15 protein-coding genes are annotated in these 16,166 nt (G+C 64.6%); 14 read left to right on the top strand and 1 reads right to left on the bottom strand.

The window, feature by feature from the left end:
• The first annotated feature begins 36 nt into the window (after nt 1-36).
• The 10 genes from RIT73_RS09940 to RIT73_RS09895 all read left to right on the top strand — a co-directional run bounded on the left by RIT73_RS09940 (nt 37) and on the right by RIT73_RS09895 (nt 9,913).
• Complete coding sequence (locus tag RIT73_RS09940; protein WP_309131911.1) at nt 37-633, top strand: hypothetical protein; 597 nt, start codon at nt 37-39, stop codon at nt 631-633.
• Nucleotides 630-1,499, top strand: a complete 870-nt coding sequence (locus RIT73_RS09935) for a hypothetical protein (RefSeq protein WP_309131910.1) — start codon at nt 630-632, stop codon at nt 1,497-1,499. Before RIT73_RS09940 ends, RIT73_RS09935 begins: the two co-directional genes overlap by 4 nt.
• 158 nt (nt 1,500-1,657) lie before the next feature.
• Nucleotides 1,658-2,845: a PLP-dependent aminotransferase family protein gene (locus RIT73_RS09930; protein WP_309131909.1), complete on the top strand. Its 1,188-nt coding sequence runs from the start codon at nt 1,658-1,660 to the stop codon at nt 2,843-2,845.
• Nucleotides 2,846-3,124: 279 nt separating this feature from the next.
• The gene (locus RIT73_RS09925) at nt 3,125-4,156 is read left to right on the top strand and encodes an SIS domain-containing protein (protein ID WP_309131908.1); all 1,032 of its coding nucleotides are present in this window, start codon (nt 3,125-3,127) and stop codon (nt 4,154-4,156) included.
• Nucleotides 4,156-4,983 carry a PfkB family carbohydrate kinase gene (locus RIT73_RS09920; protein WP_309131907.1) on the top strand — a complete coding sequence of 276 codons (828 nt, stop codon included), beginning with the start codon at nt 4,156-4,158 and terminating at the stop codon, nt 4,981-4,983. Before RIT73_RS09925 ends, RIT73_RS09920 begins: the two co-directional genes overlap by 1 nt.
• Before the next feature lie 72 nt (nt 4,984-5,055).
• Entirely contained in the window at nt 5,056-5,958 is a 903-nt protein-coding gene (locus RIT73_RS09915) for a transporter substrate-binding domain-containing protein (RefSeq protein ID WP_309131906.1), read from the top strand.
• 11 nt (nt 5,959-5,969) lie between these two features.
• Complete coding sequence (locus RIT73_RS09910; protein ID WP_309131905.1) at nt 5,970-6,893, top strand: amino acid ABC transporter permease; 924 nt, start codon at nt 5,970-5,972, stop codon at nt 6,891-6,893.
• Nucleotides 6,890-7,654 carry an amino acid ABC transporter ATP-binding protein gene (locus RIT73_RS09905; protein ID WP_309131904.1) on the top strand — a complete coding sequence of 255 codons (765 nt, stop codon included), beginning with the start codon at nt 6,890-6,892 and terminating at the stop codon, nt 7,652-7,654. The genes RIT73_RS09910 and RIT73_RS09905 overlap by 4 nt, the downstream gene beginning before the upstream one ends.
• A gap of 8 nt (nt 7,655-7,662) precedes the next feature.
• On the top strand, nt 7,663-8,772 hold the full coding sequence (locus tag RIT73_RS09900; protein WP_309131903.1) for a hypothetical protein: 1,110 nt from the start codon (nt 7,663-7,665) through the stop codon (nt 8,770-8,772).
• 58 nt (nt 8,773-8,830) lie between these two features.
• On the top strand, nt 8,831-9,913 hold the full coding sequence (locus RIT73_RS09895) for a LacI family DNA-binding transcriptional regulator (RefSeq protein WP_309131902.1): 1,083 nt from the start codon (nt 8,831-8,833) through the stop codon (nt 9,911-9,913).
• Here RIT73_RS09895 and RIT73_RS09890 read toward each other — a convergent pair.
• Nucleotides 9,885-11,363: an NAD(P)/FAD-dependent oxidoreductase gene (locus RIT73_RS09890; RefSeq protein ID WP_309131901.1), complete on the bottom strand. Its 1,479-nt coding sequence runs from the start codon at nt 11,361-11,363 to the stop codon at nt 9,885-9,887. The two genes, RIT73_RS09895 and RIT73_RS09890, sit on opposite strands and share 29 nt — an antisense overlap.
• A gap of 74 nt (nt 11,364-11,437) precedes the next feature.
• On the opposite strand from RIT73_RS09890, the gene RIT73_RS09885 reads away from it, so the two are divergent.
• The 4 genes from RIT73_RS09885 (at nt 11,438) to RIT73_RS09870 (ending at nt 16,055) form a co-directional block, all read left to right on the top strand.
• On the top strand, nt 11,438-11,812 hold the full coding sequence (locus RIT73_RS09885) for a VOC family protein (RefSeq protein ID WP_309131900.1): 375 nt from the start codon (nt 11,438-11,440) through the stop codon (nt 11,810-11,812).
• Nucleotides 11,813-11,820: 8 nt separating this feature from the next.
• Nucleotides 11,821-12,345, top strand: coding sequence for a HutD family protein (locus RIT73_RS09880; RefSeq protein ID WP_309131899.1), 525 nt, complete (start codon nt 11,821-11,823; stop codon nt 12,343-12,345).
• Nucleotides 12,346-12,764: 419 nt separating this feature from the next.
• On the top strand, nt 12,765-14,303 hold the full coding sequence (locus RIT73_RS09875) for a hypothetical protein (protein WP_309131898.1): 1,539 nt from the start codon (nt 12,765-12,767) through the stop codon (nt 14,301-14,303).
• A gap of 234 nt (nt 14,304-14,537) precedes the next feature.
• Nucleotides 14,538-16,055, top strand: a complete 1,518-nt coding sequence (locus RIT73_RS09870) for a catalase (RefSeq protein ID WP_309131897.1) — start codon at nt 14,538-14,540, stop codon at nt 16,053-16,055.
• Nucleotides 16,056-16,166 lie beyond the last annotated feature (111 nt).

Here is a 16,166-nt window from a genome sequence, read left to right as displayed (position 1 = left end):
CGCTACGATTGGTCCCGTACCAGCGGACCCGAGAGAATGACCCCCACAGATCGCATGCAGACCCGACTTCTGACCACCAAGCGTTCGCGCGCCGCGAAAGCCGATGCCGCCTCGGCGAGGGCGGACGGGCAGGACGTTCGCGATGCCCAGTCGCCGGCGTCCTCGGGATCATCTGCCCCGGTTGAGTGGACGCCGGTGTCGAAGTGGTCGATCTGCTGGCGGATCACGGTCACGGCCGTCGCCTTCGCAGTGCTCACGGCCGGTCAGTTCCTCAACACCAACGACTTCTTCCCGCTCGGCTCGCTCACCCAGTACGCGACGGCCAAGGACCTCAACGGGTCGGTCAACTCGACGTGCATCGCAGCGAAGTTCCCCAGCGAGGATGAACCGCGCAAGCTCGGATTCAACACTGCGACGGTGGGCATCGAACGCGGTGATGTCGAGTCGCAGCTCGACCGCGTCATCGCGAAGCCCGAACTGCTGCAGACCCTGGCCGACTCCTATGTTCGCCTGCACCCCGATGAGCCGAAGCCGGAGACGATGATCCTCTGCCGCGAGACCACCCAGCTGAAGAACGGAATCAGCGTCGGCGAACCGACGAAGAAGGTCCTCGCGACCTGGAGGGTGCAGTGACGGGTGTGCTCACCGCTGCGCAGCCGCGCAACCGATTCCTCGACTGGTTCATGCCGCAGATCCCGCTGGCTCGGGTCGCGGTGCTGCGGGTCATCATCTACATCTTCGTCATCTTCGACGTGCTCACGATCTCCAACGACGTCATCGCCCATGGCTGGACGCCCGATCTCTACCAGCCGCTGTGGCTGGCCCGGGTCCTCCATCTTCCTCCGGTCAGCGTCCTCGGCGCGCAGGTCCTGCTCGCCGCGGTCATTGTCTTCTCCCTCCTCGGCGCGGCCGGGATCCTGCAGCGTCTCAGCGGCTGGATCGTCGCGATCACCTTTGGCGCCTGGATGTTCTACACCCAGGGCTACGGCTACGTCGCCCACGATCACATGGCGCTCGTCATCGCCGTCCTGGTCCTGCCGACCATCGGAATCGCACGATTCCGGGACGGGGGAGTCACCTCGGCGAAGGCGGGCTGGGCGCTCAAGATGATTCAGATCTCCGTCGTCCTCACCTACTTCTATTCGGTGCTGATGAAGTGGATCGCGTCGGGCAACATCGCTGACTGGGCCAATGGGGCCGTGATCATCTGGGCGCTGATGCGCCGCGGCGCGGAGTGGTCGAAGCCGTTCCTCGAGATGCCGGGCCTGCTCATCGCGGGACAGTGGGCGACGCTGGCGTTCGAGGCGCTCTCGCCGATCGCGCTGTTCGCCAAGGGACGCTGGATCTACTTCATCGTCGCGTTCTTCTGCGTGTTCCACCTGCTCACGTATCTGGCGCTGGGCATCCACTTCCTGCCGACGGTGATCTGCTGGGCGGCGTTCCTGCCGCTGGAGAAGCTCGTGCCCAGGCGGTATCGGAAGACTCCGGCAGCGGCGTGAAGCGCAGTACACTTCCACCATGTCGACATCGCCCGGCGCGGACGCATCGCTCGCGTCGGTCCGCGACCCGTTAGGCTCTGCTCGTCATCACCGGCGACGAGTGCTCGAATCACATTCCGCTCGACGTGCCGCCGGCGCACACCGATCGAGGGGGAGAAATGTCGTCGAAGTTCGCCGATCGCATTGCTCGGGTTCAGCCGTCCGCCATTCGTGATCTGCTCAGATACGGCGACGATCCCTCGATCACTTCGTTCGGCGGCGGGTACCCCGACCCGGCGCTCTTCCCTACCGCCGAGCTCCAGCAGGTCTACGCCGACATCTTCGCCAAGGAGAGCGCGACCGCCCTGCAGTACACCGCCTCGGCGGGGCTGCCGGGCCTGCGGGCCCAGATCGCCAAGCGGATGGCCAACGGCGGGACGCCGACGGATGCGGAGGATGTCCTCGTGCTCCAGGGTGCCCAGCAGGGCCTGGACCTGGTCGCGAAGCTGCTCATCGATCCCGGCGACGTCATCGTCACGGAGAACCCGACCTTCCTCGGGGCCCTCATCGCCTTCAACCCCTATCAGCCCGAGTACGCGGCCGTCGACATCGACGAGGACGGCATGGACGTCGACGCGCTCGAGGCGACTCTGCGCTCAAATGGCGGGGTCAAGTTCATCTATGTCATCCCCGATTTCCAGAACCCCACCGGCGTGACGCTCAGCCTCGAGCGGCGGCAGCGGATCATCGAGCTCGCCAACGAATTCGACGTGCTCGTGCTCGAGGACTCCCCGTACCGCGACCTGCGCTTCGAAGGCGAGCAGCTGCCGACCCTGCGCTCGCTCGACACCGAGGACCGAGTCATCCACCTCGGCAGCTTCTCGAAGATCCTGGCTCCGGGGGTGCGCATGGGATGGGTGAGCGCGGAGCCCGCGATCCTCGAGAAGCTCGGCCTCCTCAAGCTCGCCGCCGACACCCAGTCGAGCACCCTGAACATGACCGCCGTGACCCGGTTCCTCGAGGGCTTCGACATCGACGAGCACATCGCCCGCGCTCGCGTCGTCTACCGGCAGAAACGCGACCTCATGGTCACGACGATGAACGATGCCTTCCCCGCCGAGGTGGCTGTGACGAGGCCGGAGGGTGGTCTGTTCACGTGGGTGAGGTTCCCGGAGGGCTTCGAATCGGCGGCGTTCATGGTCGAGCACGCCCTGCCCGAGGCTCGGGTCGCCTACGTTCCCGGTGGAACCTTCTTCCCCACCGAGGAGCGGAGCAACTATGCCCGGTTCAGCTACTCCGGACAGTCGGACGAGGCGATGGTCGACGCATTGAGCCGGCTTGGGGAGATCCTGCAGACGGAGATGTGAATCTCGGCTGCACGAGGGGCCGCGTCGGTCGGCTGCACGAGGGGCACAAGAGACCAGGGGCTCAAGGTGCCTCCGGCTCACGGCGCCAGGGGGTCGAGGCGCCCGGGTTCACCAGGGCCAATGCGCAGGAGTGGCGATTCAACGGGTGTCCCTGCGCGGATGCCTTTTCCACTTTATATGAGATCGATCTCAGTTTTTCTCGCAAAACTATTGACAGCCAGTTCGCTCCGATTCAGACTTGATAAAACTGAGAACGATCTCACATTCAAAGGAGAAGTGATGACCAAGACTGTCCAGGGCCGCGGAGTCGTAGGAATGCAGGACACCATCGTCAATGATGTGGTCGAAGTCGCCAGTGGAGAAGCAGCGGAAAGGGTCCGTGCCTTCGTCGCCGCCGGAGTGACCCCGACGACAAAGGCGATCTACCTGCTCGGGTGCGGGGGATCCCACTACATGTTCGGCGTCATGAAGTACCTTCTCGATGCCTCGCCGATTCCGGTCATCGACATGAACTCGGCCGAGTTCGTCGCCCGCTTCCCGCACGGTCTCGGCCCCGATGTCGTCGTCATCGCATCGTCGACCCATGGTACGACCATGGAAACGGCAGAAGCGATCGACGTCGCGCAGAACTCCGGCAGCCCGGTCCTGCTGGTCTGCCAGAACAATGAAAGCCCGTGCGCAGATGCCGCAGAGACCACCGTCAATCACAACGGGGTCGAGGCGAAGCAGGTCCTGCTCACTGTCATCGCCCACGAATTGCTCGCGGCGTTCGACGCTGTTCCCGAGTCCCTTCCGTCACCCGAGGTGCTGGCCGCCTGTGGCCCGGTCTTCCCAGAGACGAATGACGTCTGGGCTCATCGCCTCGATCGCGCGGCTCATGCCACAGCCGACTCCTCGGGGGCGACGTTCATCGTCGGCGCGGGACCGAACGAGGGTGCAGCCGACACTCTGGCAGCCTGCTACCTGATGGAGATGCAGAACATCACCGCCGTCGCCTCCGGCGCCAACGACTTCCTCCACGGGACTCACGAGATGGTCACCGACGACACCAACCTCATCGTGTTCCTGGGCGAGGACTCAACTCGTCCCGTCGCACAGAGAACTGCCGATTTCGGCCGCCGGTTCAGCCGGAACACGCACGTGCTCGACAGCACCACGCTGCCCATGTCCGGTGTCAACCCCGCCCACCGGGGCACGATCTCGGCGATCCTCTATGCCAGCTCCGTCATCGCCCTCCTGGCCAACAAGATCGAAGCCATCACCGAGGAACCGCTCATCACCCGCAAGTACATGTGGAAAGTCGAATACTGATGAGCGTCATGGTGGTCGGTGACAACATCGTCGACGTCTTCGATGAATCCGGCGTGGCCTCCGTCGGCGGCAACTGCCTCAACGTCGCGGTCCACCTCGACCGATTCGGAGTGCCGGCACGTTACATCGGCAGTGTGGGCGACGACGCCCTCGGCACAGCGGTTCTCTCCGCCCTCGAGACCGCCGGCTTCGCAACCGATCACATCACCAGGAGGCGTGGAGTCACCGGCTATGCGATGATCCACCATACCGACGGCGAACGCCATTTCGGGGACTTCGACCGCGGGGCAAGCGTCGTTCACCTCGGCGAGAGGGAATGGGAGGCGCTGGCAGGTGCGGAACTCATCCACTCGAGCTACTCATCGGTGCTCGAGGATCACCTACCGCGGTTGGCCGCGATCGCTCCCATCTCGTTCGACTTCGACTCACATTTCGACGACGACTACCTTCGCACCCTGGCTCCGTTCGTCGCTCATGGATTCTTCTCGGCTGCCGAACGCGCCGTGAACGAGATCGCGACCAAGGCCGAAGAGCTCATCGCTGACGGCATGCGCACGGTGACGATGACCCGCGCCGACCGCGGTGCGCTGCACTTCACCTCGGCGGGCACTTGGAGCGTCGACGCCGAAGACATCACCGCGGCCGATACGCTCGGCGCCGGAGACGCCTTCATCGCCGGAGTCGTCGCCGGGATCGTCCGAGGGGACCCGATCCCGGACATGCTGCAGGCGGCGACTCGGCGGGCCGGGGAGGTCTGTACGACGATCGGCTCGCTGGGCCTCTACGTCGACGCCGATCTCGTCCAGCTCACGCGCGCAGCGCGCTGACCTCTTCTCGAGTTCCTCACCATCACCATTCCTCATCAACCGCACCATTCATCGAAATACAAAGGAGTAGTCATGAAAATGCGAATGCTGGCAGTCCCTGCCGTACTCAGTCTGGGCCTGCTCACGGCCTGCGGATCGTCTGCCGCCAGTGAAGCCGGGAAGAGCGAAAAAGCCCAGCCCGGGTCCCAGATCACGGCGGAGAAGGACGAAGCTGTCGCCAGCCAGGTGCCCGAAGAGTTCAAGGACGGGGTCAACGTTGCCGTCTACAGCGACTGGGCTCCGGAGGAATACGTCGAAGAGGGCGAATTCAAGGGCTGGTCGGTGCAGCTCGCGCAGATCTGGTCGCAGAAGATGGGCGCCGAGTTCGAACTCAACGCCAGCGGCTTCGACTCCATCATTCCCGGGTTGGGCAACAACCGCTACGACATGGCAGTCGCCAGCCTCGGCGTCACCGACGAACGGCTGAAGAGCTTGGACTTCGTTCCCATGCAGAAGGAGGGAACCTCATTCGCGTGGGCGAAGAGCAAACCCGACAACGCCGTCTCCGCAGTCGAGGATGTCTGCGGAGGGACGGTGGCGGTGCTCACCGGTGCCTGGGAATACGACTACCTGACGACGAACAATGAGAAGATCTGCGGCGACGAACCGATGGACGTCCAGCAGTTCAAGGACCAGCCCTCGGCCGAGTTGGCCGTCACCTCCGGGCGCGTCGACTACGTCGCCGCCGGCTCCGGAAAACTCGGTTACGCAGCCAAGCAGTCGGGTTCCCTCGTGGTGGGTGACTTCATCGTCGACGCCGTCTACAACGGAGTCGGAATTCCCAAGGACAGCCCGCTCGGTCCGGTGCTCCGCGACGCCATGCAGTCGGCCATCGATGACGGAAGCTACGGCGAACTCCGTCGCGAATGGGGCGCCAGTGAGCAGGGCGACCTCAAGAAAGCTGTGCTGATCACGGAAGACAACCCGAACGGCTGAGAATGATGTCTTTGACCACAACCACGCACGACCGCCCTGACCCGAAGCTCGCGGACACTCATACCCGAGTCCACCATCTCAAACATCCGAGCTGGTGGATCGGCGGCGCCGTCGTCATCCTCCTCATCGCAGCTTTCCTCAATCTCCTGTTCACCAACGAGAACATGAAATGGGACGTCGTCGGAGACTACCTCTTCGACCCCGAGATCATCCATGGTCTTGGCGTGACCATCCAGCTCACGGTGCTGGCGATGGTGATCGGACTGACCCTGGGTGTGATCCTCGCGATCATGAGACTCAGCCGCAATCCGCTGTTCGCTGCGGTGTCGTGGATCTGGATCTGGTTCTTCCGTGGAGTGCCCCCGCTCGTGCAGATGATCTTCTGGTTCAACCTCGCGACACTGATCCCGCAGGTGAAGCTCGGCGTCCCCTTCACGGAGCTCAACCTGGCAGTCTGGGACATGAACACCTTGATGACCTCGTTCTCCGCCGCCATCCTCGGACTGGCTCTGACCGAGAGCGCATACGCGGCCGAAATGATTCGGGCCGGAATCATGGCAGTGCCTCAGGGGCAGGTGGAGGCCGCTTCGGCGTTGGGGATCCCCTCGGCGAAGGTGATGATGAAGATCGTCCTGCCGCAGGCGCTGCGTATCGTGATCCCTCCGATCGGCAATGACCTCATCTCGATGCTCAAATTCACGTCCCTCGTCAGTGTGCTTGCGACACCAGACCTTCTCTACAGCGCGCAGATGATCTACTCGCGCACGTACCAGACCATTCCGCTCCTGCTGGTGGCGACCCTGTGGTACCTGGTGTTGACGACGATCTTCACCCTGGCTCAGCAGATGGTCGAGCGGAAGATCCACAACCAGCCGCTGCTCAACGTCGATCGCCTGAAGTTCCTCCCCATCGGACCGCGAAAGGTCGTGTCATGAACTGGCCGCTGCTCAAAGCCGACAACATCCACAAGCAATTCGGGTCCAATCTGGTGCTCCGCGGGGTCGACCTCGAAGTCAGAGCCGGCGAGGTCCAGTGTGTGATCGGTCCTTCGGGGTCGGGGAAGAGCACGCTGCTGAGGTGCCTCAATCTGCTCGAGCGACCGGACGAGGGGTACGTCTATCTAGATGGGGAACCGGTGGGATACTCCTGGTTCGGTGATGACCTGCGCGAGATGAAACCGGTAGCCCTTGCCCGGCAGCGTGAACGGATGGGAATGGTATTCCAGAGCTTCAACCTGTTCGGCCATCTCACTGTGCTGGAGAACGTCACTCTGGCTCCGCGCCTGATCAACGGAACCAAGGATGCGGTGGCCAACGAAGAGGCACGCGAACTGCTGCGAGCCGTGGGCCTGACCGACAAAGCCGAACACAAGCCCGCTCAGCTCTCCGGCGGCCAGCAGCAGCGCGTCGCAATCGCCCGTGCCCTGGCCATGCGCCCCGAGGTGATGCTCTTCGACGAGCCGACATCCGCCCTGGACCCTGAGCTGGTCGGAGAAGTGCTCGACGTCATGCGCAAGCTGGCGGACGACGGGATGACGATGGTCATCGTGACTCATGAGATGACGTTCGCGCAGGAGGTGGCGGACAAAGTGGTCTTCATGGACGGCGGCGTCATCGTCGAGTCCGGCACCCCGAACGAGGTGTTCAAAGAGAGCATCCATCCGCGCACGACCTCCTTCCTGGCTCGAGTGCTGTGAGCGGTGCGATGAGCGGCAGCCGTGCCAACGTGGGGATCAGGACAATCGGTTTCGACGAGTGCTTCACGTCATTATCGCCGGAAGCGACCGTCGACGTCCTCGACCGCGCCGCCGTCATGTCCCGGTGGGGGAGGGCCGCACCGGCTTCAGGGGACTCGCATGGTGCAGCGGCTTTTCCGGCCGCACAGTTCTCAGCGATGTCCGGTGATTCTCTGATGTTCGGGCACATGGGCTTAGTCCCAGGACTCGGCATGTGCGTGAAGACCGGAATGCAGGTGCCGGACAATAGGAATCGTGGATTGGACACCGTGCAGGCGTCAGTCCTGCTCTTCGACGCCGACACCGGAGTTCCCCAGGCGCTGCTCGACGGACGCGCGATCACGATCATGCGCACAGCCGGTGCTCTGGTCGCGGGCATCCGCAAGGCACTGGAGGTCGACGATGCCATGGCAGGGGATGCTCGGAGGAGAAAAGTCGCAGTCATCGGATACGGGGCGCAGGGCCGACATGTCGCCCGACTGGCTCGTGCCGTGCTGAAAGCGGACCAGGTGGACGCGTTCAATCGATCTGCCTGTGCCGCTGAGCCGGGAGTCCAGATGACCAACTCCGTCGCCGAGGCGGTTGCCGATGCCGATGTCATCGCCTGTGCGACGTCGAGCAGTGAGCCCGTGGTGGACTTGGCCCAGCTGCTCTCGAGTCGGACCACCCTGTCAGAGGCGAATCCGGCCGTGGTCATCGGTTCGCTCAACTCGTATGAACCCACCTTGACAGAAATCGATCCGGCGATCATCGCCGCCTCGACAAGCGTCCACATCGACGTTCCCGATCCGCAGAAGTTCGGACCAATTGCGCAAGCGGGCTCCGGCAGTGATGGTCGGCACAGCGAGAGACAGGGGAACCGGCCGCGAATCAGCCTCATCGGGGACCCTCCGGACTGCGAGAGCACAGAGCCCGAATGCGGCCAACGGAGCCTGCGGACCGTGCTCATCGGCGGTCACGGGCTGCAGGACGCATTGCTCGCATTCGCCGTGCTGCACGGCTGGCCCGCCGCCGATGCCGCGACCCGTCGGTACACTGACACCACAGGTGAGTGGGCGCAGAGGCAGGAAGATCGCTGATGGGCGATCCGAACCGGCAGAGGCCGGATGAACCATCGAAAGGCGGCCGGAGACGAAGATGAAGCGCAGAAGCGTGACGATCAAAGATGTGGCGCAGGCTGCGGGTGTCTCACGTGCGACGGCAGCCAGGGCACTGGGTGATTACGGATACTCGAGCGGACCGGTCCGCGATGCCGTGATGAAGGCCGCCGAGGAACTCGGATACTCACCGAGCCGGATGGCCAAGGCGATGCGCAACGGTCGCTCCCACCTCATCGGCTTCGTCAGCGCCGACATCACCGATGGCCTCTTCTCCGAAGCCCTCGGAGGGATCTGCCGAGTTGCCGAGACTGCCGGATACCAGGTCGTCGTCCTCAACAGTTCGGATAAGCTCGACGACGAGATCACCGGGATCACCACTCTGCTCTCGCACGGGGTCGAAGGGCTGATCGTCTCACCTGTGATCGTCTCCCACTCGGAACACCTCACAGAGGCCGAGCAGACCGTGCCGATCGTCTGCGTCGACCGAGTGCCGAGCGGGCTGTCGGGAGTGGTCTCCGACAATGAAGGCGCGGGCCGGAAGGCTGCCGCCCGAGCAGTGGAACAGGGACATCGTAGAATCGGGCTCGTCGCCTCGGTGCAGAGTGAAGAACCCGTCCAGTTGGAGCGCTCGGGCTCGACGGTGCACGTCGTCGGGGCGGACCGCCCCTCCGTGCTCAGGGTCAGAGGCTTCGTCGACGAGCTGCAGAATTCGGGGCTCGGCATCGATGAGAGCCAGGTCTGTCTCATTCCCCACCCGGCGGGGAACACCTTCGCACTCGTCTCCGAATGGTTGGACGAGCATTCGGACCTGACGGCGATAGTGGCCGCCGATTCCTATCAGGCCAGACATCTTTATCGTGCGTTGCGGGAACGGAAGAGGTCGATTCCCGATGACGTGTCGATCCTCGTGTTCAGCGACGACGAATGGACTCAGTTCGTTTCACCTGCGGTCGACACGATCAGCCTTGACGGCGGGGAGATGGGAGCCAGAGCCGCAGAGGCCCTGCTGCGCGAGATCGAGGGCGAGTCGGGAGATCGGACGGTGGAGTCGATCCCGACGATCTATCGCCCGGGCGGCAGCATCAACCGAATCAAGGCGCCAGACTCGGCGCCTCGCTGATCCCGAACTCGTTCTTCAGTGCACGGCGGGCGGCGAACCAGCCGTTCATCCCGTGCACACCCGGGGCCGGCGGCGTCGCCGAGGAGCACAGGTAGGCTCCGGGAATGCCGAGGCTGTAGTCATCCCAGGCCAAGCGTGGTCGGGCCATCATCCGGTAGAAGGAGACGATTCCGGCGGCGATGTCGCCGCCGATGTAGTTCTGGTTGTGGGCGGCCATCTCGGACGCCGGGATCGCATGGGAGGCGACGATCGTGTCGCGGAAGCCCGGGGCGAAGCGCTCGAGCTGGCGGGTGATGTACTCGGTCGGATCGAGCGGGCAGTCGAAGGGGACGTGGCAGTACGTCCACAATGGCCGCAGACCGTCCACCTCACGACTCGGGTCGAAGACCGTCGGATCGGAGGCGAGCGTGAGCGGATGGCGCGGCATCCGGCCGGCGGCGACGTCCGCCTCGGCGGCGGCCATCTGCGCACGCGTGCCACCGACATGGATGGTCCCGGCACGCGCGACGTCCGGGTCGGACCAGGGGACGGGGCCGTTGAGGACGAAGTCGACCTTGGCCGCGGCGTTGCCCTGAGGGAAGGACCGCAGCGCCTTGTCGACGCGGGTCGGGAGGTGGCCGGTGAAGATCTGTGCGGCATTCAGCGCCGAGGTGTCGAGGAGGTAGCTGCGGGCAGCGGGCAGGTCCTCGACGCGGTCGATGCGCGCGTCTGCTGTGACGGTGCCGCCGTGGGCTTCGAGATCGGCAACCATGAAATCGATGATCGACTGCGAACCACCGACAGGGGAGGGCCATCCGGCTGCATGAGCAAGAGTCGAGAGCATCGTCGCGGTCGCGGCGGTGCCCATGCTCGGAAGCTTCCCGATCGCGTGCGCGGCCACTCCCGTGAACAGGGCCTGGCTGGTCTCGTGAGAGAACGGGATGTTCCAGGTGGGGCCGGACTGGGACAGGAGGCGAAGCCCGAACTGGACGACGTTGGCGATGCCCCGGGCGTCACGCAGGGTCTCGGGCAGCGACCGTTTGTCGCCGAGGGACAGCCAGACCGCATCGTCGACGCGGTCGAGGAGCGGCCCGAAGAATCGGCGCCACTCAGGACCTGCCGCGCCGAGGTGGTCGACCGTCGCCTCGAGATCGTGGAATGCCAGCGCCGCCGGCCGTCCTTCGAGGGGCTGGGCGTAGGAGATCTCCGGCGTTGTGAGTTTCAGGCCGCGGGCGGGCAGATCGAAGTCGACGAAGAAGGGGCTGGCGATCGCGAGCGGATGGACCGCCGAGCAGATGTCGTGAGTGATGCCGGGGGCCAGACCGAGTTCCAGGGTGCGCGCGCCCCCGCCGATCGTCGACTGGGCTTCGAACACCTCCACTGACAGTCCCGCGCGGGCCATGGTGAGAGCGGCGGCCAAGCCATTGGGGCCGGAACCGACGACAACGACATCAACCTCGGAAGAGCTCATGAGGACAGTCTAGGCTCTCAGTGCGCCCGGTCAGCCTCTTCAAACCGTCATGACCTCGGCGTAGACTCACAGACATGGCTATCGCAAAGCAGCCCATCATCGTCCTCGACGCCCCTAACGCCCTGGAGCTGGCCCAGTTCTACGCGAAGATGCTCGACTGGGAAGTGAAGGCCGACGAAGGCGACGAGACCTGGGTGGAGATCACGTCCGATTCCTGGCCCCCGATCTGCTTCCAGGAGGTCGAGGATTACCACGCTCCGAGCTGGCCGAGTCAGAGCCACCCGCAGCAGATGCACATCGACGTCGTCGTCGACGACCTGGATGAAGCCGAAGCTCAAGTGGTCGAACTCGGCGCCGGCAAGGCCGACTTCCAACCGGGCACGAGCTTCCGAGTGTTCCTGGATCCCGCGGGGCATCCTTTCTGCCTGTGCGTCGACTCCGGTTCCTGACTCGGGGCATGCGCGTCCTCAGAAACTTCGACGACCTCACTCCTGTGCCCTGGGCCAATGGCGCCGGAGAGACGACCGAACTCATCTCACTGACTGAGTCGGAGACCATCACTCCGGGCCGGCGCCCGTGGCGCCTGAGCGTGGCGCGGTTGGAGAGGACCGGGCCGTTCTCCTCCCTTCCGGGAATGGCCCGCACCTTCCTGCCCGTGGGCGCCGAGGTGACCCTGGAGATCGACGGTCAGGTGCAGCGAGTGCTCCAGACCGAGCCCGCGCGCTTCACCGGTGACCAGGACGTGGCCTTGGTCGACCTTCCCGTACCGTGCTTCGCCCTCAACCTCATGGTCGCCGAGGACCATGGCAGCGGTTCCGGTCGGCCCACGGTGGAGATGGTGGTGGATCCTGATCAGGGCTTCCATGAGTGGGAGCGATTCGCCGTGACCCTGGAGGCGACGGCCGAGCATCCTCGATTCCGGCTCATCCACCTCGGCGAGGGGGAGACCCTTCCCGCCGGGCGGGTCGCCTACCTGCGCTGAGCCGACCGGCCGGAAGGCGTTTGATCGGTCCCTACTGATGCCCGCGAGTCGGCGATAGAGCGGACCCTGACATGCCAGCGAATCGGTGGTTGTTCGGGCCTGCGTGAAGGCCTTCACACGTCCGCGGAAGCTAACTGTGGGTACCGTGTGAACGGGTTGTGTCGAGGGTGACAATTCGCTTCATTTCCCCTGGTGGAGAGGGTGCCGACGGCAATCGTTGTCAGAGTAATCACAGACTGTTGATGGGTCCATCAGGCAACCCGAAAACGGGCAGACGATACTGGGATCAGTCAGCAGTTTTTGGAGGAACCTTGGCTTTGAAACACGACATCTCATCTCAGTCATTTCCGTCCAAAGGCGGGCGTCCGACAGAATCCGGCACTGCGCCAGGGGACGCTATTGCGCCAGGGAGCGATGCTGTGCCCGACCATCATGAGGAGGGCGACACGAAAGCGCAGGACGGAGGAGCGACCGTTCGCAGTCACGGACCGGGAACCTCGGGTCGCGGGGCCGACTCCGTGGAGGGTGCACTTCAGCCCTCACAGGCTTTGCCGCTGATCACGGAAGAGCTGGCTGCGGCCTATACGACCACGCGGACCGCGCCTGAACCGCCGCGAACCGACAGGTTTCGATCCGCGAACCAGGCCGTTCACCCACACGCTTACGACACCGCCGTTCGCAATCACACCGCCGTTCGCAACGACACCGCCGTTCGCAACAACACCGCCTTCCATGGCGACACTCCCGCCGGCCGCGTCGACGTCGCCGACGACGCCAGGGAGCACGCCGGCAGCGACAACCAGGATGCCGAGGACGGCAAGAAGAGCAAGAAGGGCGAGGGCGGACTGTCGATCACACAGCTCCTCGCCGGAGCCGGTGCCGCGGCGACTTCGTCGGTCATCGGTGGTCAGCTGGGCGTGGCCGGAACCGTCATGGGCGCTGCCGCCGCCAGCATCATCACCGCCGTGGCGGTGACCATCTACAGCAAGAGCATCGACAAGGGCAAGGAGAAGGTCAAGGACGTCGGCAGCAAGCTGGCGCCGGCGGTCAAGGTCGCTCCTGCCAACATCACGGATGGCAAGCCGCTCGTCTCTCTCATGCGCGGAGCAACATTCCGAAAGCACAGCAGGGAAGCGAATGCGGACGGTCGGTCAACCGGACAGCCGGCCCCTGGTCTCGCCGCGAGTGCGTTCGGTTCCGCCCCCGCGGACGGAGTCGGACACCCCACCGCGGATGCGATCGGAACCGCGGCAACAGCTGCGGCGGATGCACCGGACGGGACCGCGTATGCGACCGGAACAGCGGAGGAAGAGGAGCAGGAGCCACGGACGTGGCTGCAGAAGCTGCGCCGCAAGCGCGTGCTCTACCCGGTCGCCATCGGAGTCGCGACGTTCGGCGTGGGACTGGGCATCGTCGTCGCCGCGGAATCCTTCACCGACGCCGACATCTCCCCGGGCACCTCGCAGATCTCCCGATCGGTCACCGGCAGCACCGCCGAGGACCCGAGCGACTCGCAGGACTCGGGCGGTTCCAGTGGCTCGGGAACGACCTCGGGCGAGGACGGGTCCCGAGTCGTCAGGGACCCCGTCGAACAGCAGGGGCCGGAGGGCACTGACAGCAGCTCCGCCTCGGCGGGAGAATCCGGAGCATCCGGCGGGAAGCCGGATACGAGCCAGGGCACCGACACCGGCACCACGACCTCCGACGGAACGACCAGCGACGCGGCAAGCACTGACGCGGACTCCTCGACTTCGACCAGCGGGGGAACAAGCGACTCCGGCTCGCAGACGGGCACCACCGACGGGTCGAGCTCCTCAGGTTCATCGTCGACGTCCGGCACCTCCGGATCGGGTTCGACGAGCAGCGGTGGATCGGGCTCGGTGAGCGGCTCCGGATCCAGCAGCTCAGGATCCGGTTCCGCAGGCTCGAGCTCCGGGTCTGTCGCCGGCAGTGAATGAGACGGGCCTGACCAGGGCTGATGCGCTTTCGCATCAGCGGAACGGTAGTGAGGTGAGGCTGTCTTGATGCCGGGCCGAGAGAGGGCTAGTTTGGACAGTGGCTTCGAAATCAGCCACCCGAACAACTACTGGAAACCCCAATCCCCATCCGTCGAATGAGGGAGATCCCTCGTTCGGCAATGGCAGGGCCAGCGGATGACCGCTGTGTCCGCACGACTGGTTGAAGGAGTAACCATGACGAAGCACGAAGATCATCAGTACCAGGGGTTCGACGCGCAGAAGCCGTCGACCACCGAAACCGGTGCGCCCAGGGAATCGGACGCGCATTCGCTGAGCGTCGGTCCCGATGGGCCGCTCCTCCTCCACGACGTCGCCCTGATCGAGAAGCTCGCGCGCTTCGACCGGGAACGTGTCCCCGAGCGCAGCCCGCACGCGAAAGGCTCGGGCGCCTTCGGCGAATTCGAGGTTCTTGAGGACGTGTCGAGCTACACGAACGCGAAGTTCCTGCAGCCGGGCACGAAGACCCCGATGCTCGCCCGGTTCTCCACCGTTGCCGGTGAGCTCGGCTCGCCCGACTCATGGCGTGACGTGCGCGGATTCGCTCTGAAGTTCTACACCGAAGACGGCAACTACGACATGGTGGGCAACAACACCCCCGTCTTCTTCGTCCGCGATCCGATGAAGTTCGCCGACTTCATCCACTCGCAGAAGCGCATGCCCGACTCGGGTCTGCGCAGCAACAACATGCAGTGGGACTTCTGGACGCTCTCGCCCGAATCAGCCCACCAGGTCTCGTACCTGATGGGACCCCGTGGTCTGCCGCGCAGCTGGCGCCACATGAACGGCTACTCCTCCCACACCTACATGTGGGTCAACGGAGCCGGAGAGCGGTTCTGGGTGCAGTACCACTTCCACAGTGACCAGGGCGTGGAGTGCATGTCGAACGAGGAGGCTGCGAAGCTCGCCGGCTCCGACGCCGACATCCACCGCCGGGACCTGTTCGAGTCGATCGAGGGCGGCGATTCCCCCTCGTGGACCTTCAGCGTCCAGATCATGCCCTACGAGGACGCGAAGAAGTACCGCTTCAACCCGTTCGATCTGACCAAGGTGTGGTCGCACAAGGACTACCCGCTGCACAAGGTGGGACGGTTCACCCTCAACCGGAACCCGTCCAACCACTATGCGCAGATCGAGCAGGCTGCATTCAGTCCGTCGAACACGGTGCCGGGAATCGGAGTGTCTCCCGACAAGATGCTCCTCGCCCGGACGTTCTCCTACCCGGACGCCCAGCGCCACCGGGTCGGGACGAACTTCAACCAGCTGCCGGTCAACGCCCCGATCGTCAAGACCAACTCCTACGACAAGGAAGGGTTCATGGAGTACCACCACAGCGGTGACGCTCCGGTGTATGCGCCCAACTCCTTCGGCCGTACCTTCCAGGACACCCAGGGGCCGGTCGCCAACGGCTGGGAGGCAGACGGCGAGCTCGTGCGCTCGGCCTACACCCTGCACGAGGAGGACGACGACTTCGGTCAGGCGCACACCCTGGTCCGTGAGGTGTTCTCCGAGGAGGACCGGCAGGGACTCATCGAGACCGTCGCCGGCAGCGTCAAGGGCGAAGTGACCGAGCCCGTCCTGTCGCGTGTCTTCGAGTACTGGAAGAAGATCGACCAGGAAGTCGGCCAGGCGATCGAGGACAAGGTCAAGGCAGCGGACGATGACCGCAACTTCGAGAACGAGCTGAACGCCTGACGCTCGACCCGTGACCCCGGCGAGCTGAACGCCTGAGGCTCAGCTCGAAGGGACGCAATCGCCCCGGCACCGCATTGACTGTGGTGCCGGGGCGATTCCTGTCTGCGCGTC

Source organism: Brevibacterium sp. (assembly GCF_031179145.1).
Classification (GTDB): domain Bacteria; phylum Actinomycetota; class Actinomycetes; order Actinomycetales; family Brevibacteriaceae; genus Brevibacterium.
The sequence above is the reverse complement of the archived record's forward strand: the minus strand, read 5'-3'. Positions and strand labels throughout refer to the sequence as shown.